Here is a 14,832-nt window from a genome sequence, read left to right as displayed (position 1 = left end):
ATCAAAGGTGATGCACAGACTTAAAGTGCTGTTTCAAATCAGGTCACTGCGACAAAAGCTGATTGGCTTTTCGCTCATCCTGCTGATTGTACCAAGCCTTGTTACTGGTTTGATTGGCTGGAGGGTTGCCACAAATCAACTGAATGTTCAGAGCAAGGCGGCGCTAAAATCCGAAGTCAACCTTGTCAACGGAACCATTAAAGAATTAAACAAAGAGGTTCAAGCCGGGGACTTGACACTGCCCACAGCACAAACAGAAGTGAAACGAATGATTCTGGGAAAGAAAGAAGCAAACGGCCATCGTCCAATTAATCATAATTATGACTTGGGGAAAAACGGATATTTCTTCATTGTCAACAATCAAGGTGTTGAAGTGGCTCACCCCTCCATTGAGGGAACAAGCATCTGGAGCGCAAAGACACCGGACGGCGTCATGATTGGACAGAAAATTGTCAAAGTGGGACAGTCAGGCGGTGGATTCATTCAATACATATGGCCGCTTCCCAACTCCAAGAAGGACGCCAAGAAAATTGTATATGTTGCCAAGGATCCGGCTGGCTGGGGCTGGAATGTCGCAGCGGGATCGTATGAAAGTGACTACAATTCAGGAGCGAACTCGATACTAAGATACATCCTTATTACCCTTGGCATCTCAATTATTGCCGGCATTCTCCTTACCGTTCTCATGGCGTACAGCATTACAAAACCGATTCTTGCCGTTGAAAGACAGGTCCGGAAAGTTGCTGGAGGGGATTTGACGGTTGAGCCTCTGGTAGTGAAGAACAGAGATGAAACCAGCCGACTTGCAAATGGTATTAACAGCATGACAGAAAATCTAAAGAACCTGATTTCCCACATTACCCAGACTACACAGCAGGTTGCTGCCTCTGCTGAAGAACTATCTGCCAGTTCCGAGGAAAGCGGGCGTGCGACGGAACAGATTACGGCTACTATCCAACAGGCTGCAGACGGTGCTCAGACACAGTCCGAGAGCGTGGAACAAGGCAAACAGTCGATTGTCCAGATGGTGCAGGGTGTAGAACAAATTGCGGGCACAGCCAACACCGTGTCTGCAACGGCTTTAACGGCGAAGGACAAGACCGTTTCAGGCAACGTGTCTGTTCAAACTGCGGTGCGGAAAATGCAGGATATCAGTACAACCGTCGGTGAATTGGCAGGTGTCATTGAACAATTGGGATCGAAGTCCGACGAAATTGATGAAATGCTGACCGCTATCTCCAACATTTCCAGGCAAACGAATCTACTCGCACTGAATGCTGCGATTGAAGCTGCCAGAGCGGGCGAAAGCGGGCGCGGGTTTGCGGTCGTGGCCGACGAAGTCCGCAAGCTGGCGGAACAATCAGCCCACTCTGCAGAACAAATCGCGACATTGATTTCCCAAATTCACGAAGGAACAACACAAGCCGTGTCTGCAACGCAATCGACGACAGAGCGAGTCTCTGAAGGATTGGACGCCGTTAATACGGCAGGACGTTCCTTTGAAGAGATTCAGGAGTCCGTACAATCTGTCAGCAGTCAAATTCAGAGTGTGTCGACAGCAGCCAAACAGCTCAACTCAGGGACAGAAGAATTAATAAAGGCGACTCAGGCTGTAACACGAATCTCCGAAGAAACTGCTGCTGGAATGCAAACCGTCTCCGCCTCGGCCGAGGAACAACTCGCTGCTACGGAAGAGATTACGGCCTCTGCAGCTTCCCTCACAACGATGGCCGAACAGTTGCAGGAAATGGTCAACAAATTCCGCGTGTAGGAGCCTTGACCCGGCTTTAGCTCCCCTCCGAAACAAGTCCAAAACTCCAGGTTGCTAGAAGGCACCTGGAGTTTTTCGATTGAACATGTGTTTGGTAGGTTGCGGCGTCCTGGCATTAAAATACTTATGCGGTAGAATCGTCGAATGCCGAATCAGCGGCTATGGACTCACAATCGCTTTTGGCTAAACACCGCGGAAGACCTTTCATGAGGTAATACGTGAGTAGTGAACTGCTCGCAACGCAGATAAGGGATATGACAAGACAGATACATCATGAAATAGGCTTATTTAGAAGAATTCGTCCGAACAACCAAACCAACAAGTCCTACAAACGCAAAGAGTAGGAATGACGTGGTATAGGAGAAGGCAGCGATGGAAAGGCCGGCCAAAGCCGTACCGACGGTCTGACCTATTCCTAAAAGTAAAAAGGACAGGCTTATGCCTATGGCAGGGTTCTCGGGAAATAAATTGGTTCCCCAGACAATGAACACACCCGTCAAGAAAATGTAAGTGATGCCAAATAGAACACCGGACAGAAAAGTGAGCGAGACGGAAGTGGATGTCAACAGAGCTATAGCAGCACTCATTGAGAACAGTGCGCTGACATACGCACCCTGCATGCCAATACGACCAATAATTCCCCCTGCCAGGCCGCCAAGTATTCCAGATGCACCCATAGTGATCCAAAACCAGATTGAAACCGTGTAGGATATGTGATGATGCACCGTAATGTAATCCCTGGAGAAAGTCCAATAGATTGAAGAACTGATTCCCATGAGCAGCGATGCTGTGATAAGCGGGATACTTCTCCTCCATGAAGTCCTCAGCTCACGCAGCGACAGCGCCGTGACTCTCGTTTTAGATTGGGGAATCGCCTTGACATTCCAGACCAGCACCGCAAGGCTGATGACAGTGAACAACGCATACGATTGCCGCCAATAGTGACTGAAAAATAAGGCTATTGGGCCGGACAAAATAATTCCAAAACTCGTTCCCGAGTTAATCCATGTATTTCCTTGGTGGCGATTTGCTTCCGTTAATTCCGCTGCTGCAATGTTTCCAAAAGCAGGTGATGCCCACCCCGTACCCAACCCGGCTACGAATACACTTCCCGCCAGAACGACCGCGTCTCCTGAAAATGTAATTCCCGCCAAGCCAATAACTGTACTGATTCCAGCCAATCGAACGGCCGTATGACATCCCGTTTTGTAAATCACAAAAGTCGAGGTGATAAGCGCTGCGCAATAGGCGATATACGATGCTGATGCGATAAGTCCTGAACCTACAACCGTCAGTCCCAGGGTTCTTGCCATAGACGGTAAGAACAAGCCAAAGCTAAAGCGAGCAAAGGCGTAACAGACGGCAATCATAGCAATTCCAAGAAAGACAATTTTCTTCAAGAGGACACCACCTATATAGAACGTTCATTATAATGAACTCCAAAAAAATAGTGAGTGACAAACCACCCACACATCGCAACGCCCGTACCCTTCATCCTAGTCCCAGACCGCCAGCAGCGCCGTAACCATTTGAAGCGCTTGGTTTCCGGCCTGCTCCGGCCCAATCATTTCTGTTATTGACGTGGCACCTTCCAGGAGCACAATCATTTGACAAGCAATGTCATAGGAATTGCCATAGCCACTCTCGCGTGCGAGATTCCGTAAGTAGTCAAGCAACCGTTTCTTATGCTCTCTAGCAATCCTCTCAATTTGGTTGTCAGTCCCCGCAAATTCTTCCATGGCTCGAAGAAACATACATCCGTGCTTTCCTTTGTCACCAAGCCATCTCACATGAGCTTTTACAACCTGTACAAGCGGTGACTCTGATTGCGTCTTCATACGTGCATTAAGATAGGACCAATAGGCTGCCTCTCGCTTCTTCAGAACTTCCTCAATCAGCTGCTCTTTAGAAGCAAAGTGATGGTACATGGTCATTGTTGCAGTATCTGCTTCTTCAAGAATTTTTTTCAAACCGACGGCGTGAAATCCGTGGGCATAAAACAGATTTTCCGCTGTATCGAGTATGGCCTGTCGCTTCGCCGACTGAACCATAGGTCATTCACCTCAATTATATAGAACGATCATTACAGTTACTATACCACGAAAGGTGCGCCGATACCACTTGTTCATCAATGTTGTAAACGATGTCGATACTTGCTGGGCCATTTATAAAAAAACGGCGTGCCAAAGCGGGCCCGCAGACATTTACAGCCTAAACTCCTCTAACTCCGGTATGTCATTTGGGCGGGGTCCAAGTTCCCAATGAAAGAGCCTATCGGCCTCTGTGATTGGCACATCATTAATCGATGCGAGACGACGGACCATCAACCCGGATTCATTAAACTCCCAATTCTCATTTCCATAGGAGCGAAACCAGTTTCCGGAATGGTCATGCCATTCATACGCAAACCGTACAGCAATTCTATTATCGCCAAATGCCCACAGGCTTTTGATTAAGCGGTACTCCAATTCACGGTTCCATTTCTGCTTCAGGAAGTCAACAATCTCCGCTCTTCCCGATACAAACTGAGACCGATTCCTCCACATAAACTAACCCATTATTAATTATCTTTTCGGTTAGTATCATACCCGGCTTCAATATAACCTGTCAATGAGATATAATATGGTTAGTACAGCAGGGGGAGAAATATGACCAAACGCGAGGAATTTCCGCTTATCTCAGGACATCCATCCATCGATCTCGTTAATACAGAGGTTGTACGCCGCGGCGTACGCCATGATTTGCTTGTTACAGAATCCGACTTAGACCATTGGCTTGTTTCAATGAAGGAAACAGGTAGTCTTGTTGCTGTACAAACAACTGGCCATCCCCCAGAAAGCTTGCATGCTGTGAAAGAATTGCGTTCCTTTTTACGAGATGGATTTGAAAAGTTGGCGGATAAGAGGGAACACGCACAGGTGGAGAAATGGAAACAACATCTGGAGGATTTGACACAACGAGCGCCTTTGTCGTATAAAATTATGCCCCAAGGTCTCGTACCCATTCCCGTAGGCAATTCAACAGATGCCCTGCTATCACTCATTGCATTTGATGCACTTCAACTATTGGCCACCAAAGAATTACGGACCATGCACCGCTGTGCGAATCCAGACTGCGTATTGCTGTTTATGGACTCAAGCGGTCGGCGCAAATGGTGTTCGATGAAAATCTGCGGAAACCGTGCAAAAGTAGCTCGTCATGAGGAGAAGCGTGCAAAACGACCAAGTGTGGGGGGCCTATGAGTCTGTTAAATAACGCTTTGCCTTACTGTGAAATACTCTTGATTTTGTTGAATGGAAAAATAACAAAGCTCGCCTGACCGGTGATTGCAGACCTAGCGACATATTTGTGCGTCCAAAACCTGCTGTCCCTTGAAATGGGTCTGTTGTCCCCCATCATAAAGTAATGCCCAGGCGGAACGTGATATGTACCCAGGCCAAGACCGTTTGGCATGATGATACTTGTTGGTACTTTGTACGGCTTGCCGTTTACCAAAACCGAGTGGTCTTTCACGGTTACTGTGTCTCCTGGCATACCAACAATACGTTTTACGAAAATCTCTGAAGGATTATCGGGAAAGTGGAACGTTACAACTTCACCCCGGTGCAGACTCCCAAATTCCGTGGAGAGTTTATCGACCAAAATGTAACATGGATTCGGAATCGTCGGTCGCATTGATGAACTCGGAACCACAGCCGCACTAACCACCCAGGTTTTTACGATGAGGGCAACGAGAACACCCGCCGCAATCGGCAGAATCCAATTTTTCATGAACGATTTTACTGCCATGTCAGATCTCCAATCTTAGAAGGACAACTGTTAGATTTGATGACTTTATGGTCCAGGCGGAAGAGTAATAAACCACAACGCAACTCCGACTATAAGATTCGGCAATCCAAATAAGAGCAAAGGAAAGGAGACTTTTCGGATCCATTTCCCTCCCTCGGGGACAGTAGGCATTTTTCTTCCTAGCAAACCTGGCGCTCCCGTGAACATCGCGCTGATAAAACTGGCGATCCCGCCTGTAATCAGCATCCAATGCATCGGACCTGTCCAATGCCCAGTGACTACCCCTTCAATCGAAAAGATGATGAGAAACAGGATTCCTACAAGAAATGGCTTCAACTCATTCACCTCCCGCTGGAGCTAACAACTCATTTTATAGCATACTATTTTTTTATACTATCCCACACTTGCTTTTATTTCCATTATTTTTTGCCATGATGTTCAGATATCAGATATAAAATGTATCAAACAAACTGCCTAGAACTAGCCTAAATTGTGCATAGTAAAGTACAATGACAGAGAGTACACTATATATAAATAAGTTACTCTTATTATCAACAATGGAGGGATCCTATTTGGCAAACGTAAAGGTTGCTGTGATTTACTACAGTTCAACAGGAACAAATCACAACATGGCAAATGCTGCTGCAGAAAGTGCAAAGGAATCTGGTGCTGAAGTGAAAGTCTTGAAGGTACCTGAGCTTGCTCCAGAAGAGGCCATTGCAGCAAACGCTGGGTGGAAAAAGCATCATGAGGAAACAAAACACGTTCCTGAGGCAACAGCAGCTGATTTGGATTGGGCCGATGCGATCATTTTCAGCGTACCGACTCGGTTTGGAAACATTCCTTCGCAAATGAAACAATTCCTGGATACCATGGGCGGACTGTGGGGACAAGGAAAAACTGTGAATAAAGTCGTCACAGCGATGACAAGTGCCCAAAATCCACACGGCGGACAAGAAGCAACAATCCTCAACCTATACACATCCATGTATCATTGGGGCGCGATTGTCGTAGCTCCTGGATATACAGATGCATCACTGTTTGCAGCAGGCGGCAACCCGTATGGCACAAGTGTGACCGCTAAAGAAGACGGATCCATCGATGAGAGTGCCAGCACAGCCATCAAACATCAAGCGAAGCGCGTCGTGACAGTTGCCGGTTGGGTCAAGAATGGTCAAGCACAAGGCTAAGTTGATGAGCCTGTAGCCCGTAAACGATGAAGCACAATTAAATTCTATTATCCTCTCACTTTTGGTTGTGCTCGTGCATTCCATTTCATTCAGTAGAAAAGGGACGCCCTCAGCCGTCGCAGCCTCTGCTCGTTGGCTCTAGCGCTAGTTCAGCGCTCACTCGAGATGGAGCACTCGTTCCGACTTGCCGGCCTGTTGTACGGTTGTTGGAGCGGTTGTGGTGCGTCCCCTTTTTGCTCAGATATCGAGAAAATCTAGTTCCCCAAGTTTACGGTTGTTGGAACAAAGTCGATTCCATCAGGCTCGTTCAAAAAGCCCTTAGCCGTGCCTGACTTGCCTTTGTGACCATACTGCCAGACAATTTTGTTTGTCTTTGGATTGATAATAACAACTCTATCGTCGTAGTCATCATTGAGCGCAATGTCACCATTGGGAAGACGAATGGCAAGGGATGGGTGATTCAATGCGCCGTTTCCTGATGTCTTGTAGTAGTCCCACACGATTTTCCCTTTCGGCGTGATTTCCTCGACACGCCCTGGTTTACTGTAATCGACGACAAGCAAATTTCCATTCGGGAGCAATTGGGTATCTGACGGATATTTGATGTTTGGGAAGTGAACTGTGTACAAGAGTTTCCCTGAAGGACTGAGCATATCTGCGTAACTTCCCCCAATTTCCGTTACCAGTGTCCTCCCGCCCGATACAGGTGTGTCGCCGTTGGGTGCTGCAAAGGAGTATGGCGGGTTGTGGTACCTCTTTCCGGTAATGCCGTATTGTTTCACGATTTTATTCGTCTTGGGGTTGATAAAGAGGATTCTTTGGTTGCGAATGTCCGCCACGCTCACATCGCCATTTGGGAGTTGGTATGCATCGTCTGGGGTATTCAGGTAGCCCGGCTTGCTGCCCGGATGGCCAGGATGCCCGTACTGCCACACAATTTTCTTTTTGGCAATATCAATAATGGCAATAACCTGGTTGTTTTCCTCGTTAATAATGATGTGCTTCTGATCAGGCGTCAGAAAAGAATCATCTGCGCCTGCCTTTGTGTTCCCCTTAAACCCGAGGTTCATTGACCAGACAACTTTCTTCTGAGGATTAACAATTAGAATACGGCTGTTCCCTTCATCGGCGATAAGTAAGTCGCCGGGCAAGGGCCCTTTTGGAACTTTGGCCGCGGTGGAGTTGGTACTCCCCTGTATTGTAGAACTTCCTGCATTTGCTTGCGTTGTCTTCACGCCATTCGTTCCTGTGCTATTCCCGCTGGCCTTCACGCTTGCATGATTACTTGTGCTCTGTGCCGCCTGCTTTGATTGTCCTGCAGCATTTTGGCTGCACCCTGTGAGCCCCACAAGTGTGACCAACGCTACAGTCCATACGCCATGTTTCATCTTCAACTTATCTTCACCTCGAATGTTGTAGTTCCTAGGACCTGGATGTGCGGCAGGTAGAGCATGTGTAATTGTGACTGTACTATTATCTGATCAGATGAAGACTAGCTTCGAGGTATGACTGAACTATATTATTGATGCAAAACAGACTAGTCTTATTCTCCGTCAAGACATATACAGTCGTTCAGGCATTTGCGAATTTGTCCAATTTGCGAAACGGCGCACGCTTTTCTATACTTTGGACAATATACCAAGGCACGTATGGTTCTTATCATGGGGGGATACTTTTGACGAAACAGATATTGTGGGGCACCATGGCCGCGGTATTGCTTGCGGTGACTGGATGTGGCAGCCACAGCGGCACTCAGCAGACCAACATTACGAACACATCAGTGTCCAGTTCGCAGGCGCCGGCGAAGATTGTGAAATTGACGGGATCGAAAATTGAAGGCATGAAAGGCGGCATTCTCACCGTCACGTCTACCATAAACAACAACACAAGTCAGGCAGTGAACATCAAACCTGGTGATTTGAGATTGAAAATCGGTGCAAAAACGCTGATAAGTCCCGCTTCTACATCAAAAATCCCAACACAAGTACCCGCAAATTCAACAAAGACAGTCAAACTGGATTTCCCAATGAACAAAGTCAGCGCAGGGAAAGTGCAACCCGTATTGATGTTCAAGCCCGAAACAGGCCAAGCAGCGTCAGAACTCACTCAGCTTCCATCCGTCACCCTAAAGCACTAGGTTGTGGAAAAATATTTTGTTTCTCCCAGGGTTCGACTGCATTCGACATGGAAAGTCTGTCACACTAAGGTCACTGCTGTTTCTGTATATCTTGTCTCGCCTATGCGATGGATGTCCCAACGGGGCATCTCTTTTTTTTTGCCTTCAGGCATTCTCCACTACTGATGAAACAATATGAACGGTATCAAATTCGCCGGCTGAATAAGCGACTATAGGAGGTTTTTGAGGAAACATCTGTTTATCGATCTCGCTAATGGTCCACCCCTTGTGATAAAGCTGCAAGATTTCGCCCGACAATTCCTCCATAAACACGAGCTTTCTTTTCAAATGCTGCCTCCCTTCCGGCACATACCCGGCATGGCTGCAGTAGAGGTCTTCAAAATCTAGCGACAATACTTTCCGAATGGATTGCATCATGACAGGTACCGACTCGTCTTTCATCAAGACTTTGACCTTGGTCGACAGGTATAAATCTCCAGAAAAGAGCGTTCCGGTGTCTTGATTGAGGAGGCAAACGTGATTGGGTGAATGTCCTGGTGTATGAACCACATCCCAAACAGTCGTGTCCGAGACAACCGTGTTTTTGAGCGGAACCGCAGCAAAAGGTTGACGCAGACCCCACATGTCCTGTCGATATTGAGGATAGTCTGCCTCTTCTTTACAAGCGTCAATACCGCTTTCCCACAGGTACACAGGCACCCCCCGCTCTCTCATCCAGGCTGCCGTGCCTGAGTGGTCCTCGTGGCTGTGGGTGAGCACCACTTGATTAAAATCCTGGGACGTGTAGAACTCTGCAAGTTCCGCTTCCAACTTCTGAGGACCCGTATCAATCAACATCCCGTCCACGACATACACAAACACGTGAGGCCGAAGATTACCGATGCTGCCCTCTGCAAAAACGACTCCATTTCGTTGCCCTATTTTTAGCATCTGTCCATCCCCCGCATTGACGAATTGGAAATGATACTCTTACTTCAACGCAGATTTAATCAAACCTAGCTTCGATTCCTTATAATACTACGACGAATTTACGGGGACAGTAACCCGCTCATAGGGATTTATCGATACAATGGCTATAAGGATATGAACGAGAGGAGTGATGCAAATGGAAATCAGGCAAGCAGTGTTAGAAGACGCCGACCAGCTTGCAGCCATTTTTAATGCATATCGAAGTCATTTTGGCGGGAAATCTGATGTGAGTGCCTCTATGGAATTTCTCAAAGACCGGATGATGTCTGCGGACTCCGTTATCTTCTATGCATATGATGAACGGAGTGACGAACAAAGCGCCATCCGCGCTGTCACGGGCTTTGCTCAACTTTATCCGTCATTCTCATCTGTCACACTGGAGAATCTATGGATACTGAATGACTTGTACGTCACGGAAACGACCAGAGGACAAGGGGTTGGACGGCTCCTGCTACACCACGTTCTCCACTTTGCACATGAACGCAGCTCCAAGGGAGTCATACTTGAAACGACCCCGGAAAACACCAGAGCTCAGGCATTTTATAAGAGAAATAGGTTTGTACGGGATAAGGCTCATCACTTCACCCATTACTTTTCAGAACAAAAATAGCCTGAGAGGATTACTGTGTATGGATGGTCAGGCTGCTCCCCATTGGAGGCAGCCTGTTCAACGGACGCAGTACCGGCACCCAAGCATCGCACCCAAGCACCTCGCCCAAGTATCGGACCCAGGCAGAAACCGATGAAGGAACAAGTGGCACTTGTCTAGTTAATTGGCACTTCAGCTTGAATTGCCATCAAATTGCCTTCAGTGTCGTTGAGAAAGGCCATCAGTATTGACCGGTCACCCAGCTTCCCTATTTCGTGCGGTTCTCCTTTAAACACAACTCCCTGCGAAACGAGATGATTGTAAGTTTCATTAATATCGTCAACATTGTAATAAATGACCGATGTCTGGTCACCAGAAGGAGTGTCCTCACCCTCAGGTACAGTAAGCATCAATCGTACTTCTCCGCATTGAAAAAAAGCCATTCCGCCAGTTTCCCAAATGTATTCGAGTCCCAAAACATCCCGATAAAAGGCAATGGCTCTTTGTAAATCCTGCACACTAATGGAAACCTGTCCAATGTTACGCACGATTCTCATCTAACGGCCCCCTTAAGTCCTTGACGATAATGAAATCGTACGTGTTTTCCGTGACGTTGTCTTCTCGAAAATCACTTACTTTGTTTCCGAAATTGTTGGGGAGAGACACCCTTCACTCGATGAAAAATGGTGATAAATGAACCAAGGCTCTCAAAACCGATACGAGAGCAGATTTCGGAAACAGGCAATGCGGATTTCTGCAACAATCGCTCTGCCTCCAGCAGACGCAAGAAAATCATGTGTTGGTGGGGAGTGACTCCATAAACAAGCTTATAGTTACGGATCAAATGGTTTACAGACAGCATGGCTGCCTTTGACAGCTGCTCTAAGGAAACGGGATCTCGAAAGTGATCCAGAATGACCTCATTGGCTATCGAAACCCGCCTGTACAATTCTTCACGAGTGCTAGCCCGCAGGGATGTAATTTTGTTCATGCGTGACATAACATCAGAATGAAGCAATAGCACAGACTGCATGAAGTGACTCAACTTGGGTAGGCGAATCGATTTCAAGAGAATACGGTTGCTGGTCGTTAAGCAATAAATAACGATGTGGGTCGATAATTCTGGTGCCGCTGTCTAAACGGTATTTCGCAGCCCCATTATAGAACGACTTTATGGAAGTCCATCCCGTTCCCGACCAGTAAAAACTAGCAGCCCGGTCATGGAGGATATGCCCGATTGTGAAATCGTTACTCAATGGCTCCTCCCCCTGCATTCTCTCTTGTCGTAATCGTCTTATGTAAGTATATACCACAAACCAATAGAGAAGATCTCAGTTCTCTTCACACAAACAACAATCTTTGTTAACATGCACGCAATATCCGTTGGGCATAATGATGGACAGGCGAGATGACATCTGTGGTCATCAACGGCAGTATGCGAAGGTGGGGCATCTGCTAGAACAGAACATTGGAGCGTGATAGGAAGATGCAGATAATCATGGCGTTTGCAGCAATCCTATCCGGCATTGTTCTCTTTAATGGAATTAGGGTTGCGACAAGCCGGATTAGATCGAAGTTTGGCCAGTGACATAGGATACATCAAAGGACCTTCGGGTCCTTTTTTATTCGGAACGCCACAATGCGGCAAATACTTGCTTATTACATGCCCTAGGTGGCAATTAGCAGCACAAGCCACACAACAGCCAGCGAGGAAATAAATATATCAATAATTTACAGACTCTTTGTCTTCTCACGAAGTAATCCAATTATCCCAACCGTCATCGGAATTGCTATGAAAACAAATGATGTCAATTCAAAAGCAGTAAAAGGCAGGAACCCTGCGACCATCACCGAATACATCAGAAAGCACACAAATGCAAAGGCAAGAGACAGTATTAACGACATAAAGCCCTGAATTGGAAAGTTGCTTCTCTCTACTCGATTCATGACTTACACACTTCCGCATTTCAAACCCGGATGAAAACACTCGCTAAATAAGCCAGATTCTTACAGTCTTCAGAGCTGCGAGATGATGTAGCGTGTGGGTGAATTTCAACATCCATGCACTCAGCTCCCCCAATACCACCATACTCCGATTCGCTATTCGACGGTAATCAGATATTTATGAGCGGTCTACGGCTCTATACCTATTAAACAGAACAATGCGAAATCAGTAAACATCATTTGCATAGGAGTCGTACAATGATTGCTATCCGAAACACTGAGAGCGCAGGAAAGCTGAAGTTGACGAAAGGGGATTCAAAATGGACTTTACCAGCGGCGTTTCGACGGAAGAAGAATTGCGCTCACTCATTGGTTATCCTAGTGATCTAGTACAAAATAAGGTAATTCCTCACCTTGATGAACATTGTCGTGGATTCATTTCGAGATCACCATTATTGCTATTATCAACAGCGGACAATAATGGACGGTGTGATGTTTCACCCAGAGGCGATTCTGCGGGCTCTGTTTATGTGCTAGATGACACGCACTTGATTATTCCTGAGAGACCGGGAAATAGAAAAATTGACTCCATGAGAAATATCTTATCCAACCCACACATCGGGCTGATATTTATGATTCCAGGTCTGGAGGAAACATTGCGGGTCAATGGCTCTGCGCGCCTCGTTCGAGATAAGGACTTACTCATAAGCATGGAATCACACGGACATGTCCCTATTCTTGGGATTGGCGTAACGGTGGAAGAGTGTTTTATTCATTGCGCAAAAGCTTTTAAGCGTTCGAAAGTATGGGATCCCGAATCTTGGCCCCACGCCAACGAACTTCCGAATGTACCGAAGATGTTGGCCGATCACGCCAAATTGCCAGGCATGGATACCAAGCAAGTGGCAAATTCGCTTGAGGATAGTTATAAAAATCGGCTCTATTGAAGCTAAAGCTGTTGTTCCGAGAAGGATTCCCTATAGTATACATGTAAATATACAATATTATACTTCCGTCATTCCTATTATTGTATGGCAGCTATGTGACAGAGGGCTGGACTGAATCTATTCATTTGGAGGAGACGTTGTGTCCATTCGTATTGGTATTGTCGGCACTGGATTTGGAGCACAGGTGCATGCACCGATACTACAACGACACCCGGATTTTGATTTAGTGGCGATTGCGAGTCAGCGTCCTGAGAGAGCATCGCAAGCAGCCTCTATGTTGCACATACCCGACGCGTTTGATGACTGGAGACAGATGTTAGCAGAAGCATCGATTGAATGCGTTGTTTTTGCAACGAGACCCTCTGATCATAAGGTCATGACTTTGAGTGCGCTGTCGGCTGGATTACATGTGTTATGTGAGAAGCCCCCTGCATTAAATCTCTCTGAAGCTGAGACGATGGAGCAGGCGGCTAAATTAACGGACCGTGTAGCGTCAATGAATTTTGAATGGAGATATCTCCCTGAACGTCTAGCTGTGAAACGAATTCTGAAAGAAGAGCAATTGGGCAGAATTCTACACGTAAACTGGTCAGAGGTGTGGCAACTATGGGGAAGAATTCAAGAATTTAATGCCGGTTGGGATTCGCAGAAGGAACAAGGCGGCGGTATGTTGGGGGCAATAGGTTCTCATATCATTGATGCGCTGTGTCATTGGTTTGGGGAAGCAGCATCAGTCACAGGAATTACGATGAATCATGTACCCCTGCGCAAAAGTGGAACTGACTGGGTCCCTACGACCGCCGATGACAGCTTTTCGTTTATCTGTATCTTTCGTAACGAAGTCACATGTGCAGTGAATTGTACGATTGCGAGTGTCGGGCGTCCTCCGTATATCGAGATCGTCGGTGAACAAGGAACTCTGAGAATCCAAGGACATCAAATTCAAATTGCGACAACCACTTCACCAGACTTCGGTCCGGTCTTCCTTGAAAAAACCATGGACGCGTCTGAGTTCCCCGCCGAAATCCAGGGATACGTTCACGCACAGTGGCACTTGTACACCGACCTGGCAAAATCGATTGCAGGAGAATCCAGCGCTCATTTGCCAAGTCTTGAAGATGCCGTTCGGGTACAAGCCATAATGGACAGTATTCGGGGCTGAGAGTTTGGTTCAACTGTTACGATGCTATGACTCTTAGCGATTCTTGCGGGTGGCTTAAAAAATACTCTGCAGAATGAAGAGGAGGTGTTGTTGTGAATTTTGCTTCTATCTTCGGCGAAAATACACTCTCATTCGTATCGCATTAAATGATAAGGACTGTATGAAAATAAACGGTAAACTAAGAGCAGCAGGAATTTTCCACAAGACAAAGATAAAGGGGACTTATGGTTCGTCGCCTCGTGAGGCGGGATTGGGCCGTAAGCAATCGCAATATGAAATCTACGTGCGTGTTGAAGACGAACACAGAGCCCATGAAGCGATAGAAAGCAAATAA

General features: G+C 46.8%; 18 protein-coding genes. 7 read left to right on the top strand and 11 right to left on the bottom strand.

The annotated features are described in order from the left end of the window. The first annotated feature begins 10 nt into the window (after nt 1-10). A complete protein-coding gene (locus GI364_RS01040) occupies nt 11-1,771 on the top strand; it encodes a methyl-accepting chemotaxis protein (protein ID WP_233096123.1) in 1,761 nt (586 codons plus the stop codon). A gap of 284 nt (nt 1,772-2,055) precedes the next feature. Here the strand turns inward: GI364_RS01040 and GI364_RS01035 are convergent, their stop codons facing one another. The 3 genes from GI364_RS01035 to GI364_RS01025 all read right to left on the bottom strand — a co-directional run bounded on the left by GI364_RS01035 (nt 2,056) and on the right by GI364_RS01025 (nt 4,317). Then, on the bottom strand, nt 2,056-3,171 hold the full coding sequence (locus GI364_RS01035; protein ID WP_198851896.1) for an MFS transporter: 1,116 nt from the start codon (nt 3,169-3,171) through the stop codon (nt 2,056-2,058). A gap of 96 nt (nt 3,172-3,267) precedes the next feature. Then, nucleotides 3,268-3,822 carry a TetR/AcrR family transcriptional regulator gene (locus tag GI364_RS01030; RefSeq protein WP_198851895.1) on the bottom strand — a complete coding sequence of 185 codons (555 nt, stop codon included), beginning with the start codon at nt 3,820-3,822 and terminating at the stop codon, nt 3,268-3,270. 153 nt (nt 3,823-3,975) lie between these two features. Continuing rightward, nucleotides 3,976-4,317 (bottom strand): DUF1348 family protein, encoded by a 342-nt coding sequence (locus GI364_RS01025; RefSeq protein ID WP_198851894.1) that lies wholly within the window; start codon nt 4,315-4,317, stop codon nt 3,976-3,978. Between the two features lie 102 nt (nt 4,318-4,419). Between GI364_RS01025 and GI364_RS01020 the strand changes: the two genes are divergently transcribed. After that, nucleotides 4,420-5,013: a CGNR zinc finger domain-containing protein gene (locus GI364_RS01020; RefSeq protein ID WP_198851893.1), complete on the top strand. Its 594-nt coding sequence runs from the start codon at nt 4,420-4,422 to the stop codon at nt 5,011-5,013. A gap of 22 nt (nt 5,014-5,035) precedes the next feature. Here GI364_RS01020 and lepB read toward each other — a convergent pair whose 3' ends face one another. Together lepB and GI364_RS01010 are read right to left on the bottom strand one after the other, a co-directional pair. Further along, nucleotides 5,036-5,560 (bottom strand): signal peptidase I, encoded by a 525-nt coding sequence (lepB, locus tag GI364_RS01015; RefSeq protein WP_198851892.1) that lies wholly within the window; start codon nt 5,558-5,560, stop codon nt 5,036-5,038. Between the two features lie 45 nt (nt 5,561-5,605). After that, nucleotides 5,606-5,896 carry a hypothetical protein gene (locus tag GI364_RS01010; protein ID WP_198851891.1) on the bottom strand — a complete coding sequence of 97 codons (291 nt, stop codon included), beginning with the start codon at nt 5,894-5,896 and terminating at the stop codon, nt 5,606-5,608. A gap of 236 nt (nt 5,897-6,132) precedes the next feature. Between GI364_RS01010 and wrbA the strand changes: the two genes are divergently transcribed. Next, the gene (gene wrbA / locus GI364_RS01005) at nt 6,133-6,750 is read left to right on the top strand and encodes an NAD(P)H:quinone oxidoreductase (protein ID WP_198851890.1); all 618 of its coding nucleotides are present in this window, start codon (nt 6,133-6,135) and stop codon (nt 6,748-6,750) included. Between the two features lie 254 nt (nt 6,751-7,004). Here the strand turns inward: wrbA and GI364_RS01000 are convergent, their stop codons facing one another. Then, nucleotides 7,005-8,138, bottom strand: a complete 1,134-nt coding sequence (locus tag GI364_RS01000) for an outer membrane protein assembly factor BamB family protein (protein WP_233096122.1) — start codon at nt 8,136-8,138, stop codon at nt 7,005-7,007. A gap of 287 nt (nt 8,139-8,425) precedes the next feature. On the opposite strand from GI364_RS01000, the gene GI364_RS00995 reads away from it, so the two are divergent. Further along, the gene (locus tag GI364_RS00995) at nt 8,426-8,887 is read left to right on the top strand and encodes a hypothetical protein (RefSeq protein ID WP_198851888.1); all 462 of its coding nucleotides are present in this window, start codon (nt 8,426-8,428) and stop codon (nt 8,885-8,887) included. A gap of 144 nt (nt 8,888-9,031) precedes the next feature. On the opposite strand, the gene GI364_RS00990 is transcribed toward GI364_RS00995, so the two are convergent. After that, a complete protein-coding gene (locus GI364_RS00990) occupies nt 9,032-9,817 on the bottom strand; it encodes an MBL fold metallo-hydrolase (protein ID WP_198851887.1) in 786 nt (261 codons plus the stop codon). Between the two features lie 175 nt (nt 9,818-9,992). On the opposite strand from GI364_RS00990, the gene GI364_RS00985 reads away from it, so the two are divergent. Then, the gene (locus GI364_RS00985) at nt 9,993-10,466 is read left to right on the top strand and encodes a GNAT family N-acetyltransferase (RefSeq protein ID WP_198851886.1); all 474 of its coding nucleotides are present in this window, start codon (nt 9,993-9,995) and stop codon (nt 10,464-10,466) included. A gap of 155 nt (nt 10,467-10,621) precedes the next feature. Here GI364_RS00985 and GI364_RS00980 read toward each other — a convergent pair whose 3' ends face one another. The 4 genes from GI364_RS00980 to GI364_RS00965 form a co-directional block, all read right to left on the bottom strand. After that, nucleotides 10,622-11,002 (bottom strand): VOC family protein, encoded by a 381-nt coding sequence (locus GI364_RS00980; RefSeq protein WP_198851885.1) that lies wholly within the window; start codon nt 11,000-11,002, stop codon nt 10,622-10,624. Nucleotides 11,003-11,073: 71 nt separating this feature from the next. Continuing rightward, nucleotides 11,074-11,436, bottom strand: a complete 363-nt coding sequence (locus tag GI364_RS00975; RefSeq protein ID WP_198851884.1) for a helix-turn-helix domain-containing protein — start codon at nt 11,434-11,436, stop codon at nt 11,074-11,076. A 13-nt stretch (nt 11,437-11,449) separates the two neighbouring features. Beyond that, nucleotides 11,450-11,701: a hypothetical protein gene (locus GI364_RS00970; protein ID WP_198851883.1), complete on the bottom strand. Its 252-nt coding sequence runs from the start codon at nt 11,699-11,701 to the stop codon at nt 11,450-11,452. Between the two features lie 475 nt (nt 11,702-12,176). Beyond that, nucleotides 12,177-12,392: a hypothetical protein gene (locus GI364_RS00965; protein ID WP_198851882.1), complete on the bottom strand. Its 216-nt coding sequence runs from the start codon at nt 12,390-12,392 to the stop codon at nt 12,177-12,179. 317 nt (nt 12,393-12,709) lie between these two features. On the opposite strand from GI364_RS00965, the gene GI364_RS00960 reads away from it, so the two are divergent. Together GI364_RS00960 and GI364_RS00955 are read left to right on the top strand one after the other, a co-directional pair. After that, nucleotides 12,710-13,336 (top strand): pyridoxamine 5'-phosphate oxidase family protein, encoded by a 627-nt coding sequence (locus GI364_RS00960; RefSeq protein WP_198851881.1) that lies wholly within the window; start codon nt 12,710-12,712, stop codon nt 13,334-13,336. Between the two features lie 139 nt (nt 13,337-13,475). After that, on the top strand, nt 13,476-14,498 hold the full coding sequence (locus GI364_RS00955; protein ID WP_198851880.1) for a Gfo/Idh/MocA family protein: 1,023 nt from the start codon (nt 13,476-13,478) through the stop codon (nt 14,496-14,498). The last annotated feature ends 334 nt before the right edge of the window (nt 14,499-14,832 follow it).

This window comes from Alicyclobacillus sp. SO9 (genome assembly GCF_016406125.1).
Classification (GTDB): domain Bacteria; phylum Bacillota; class Bacilli; order Alicyclobacillales; family Alicyclobacillaceae; genus SO9.
This window is presented reverse-complemented; position numbering and strand designations above follow the sequence as displayed.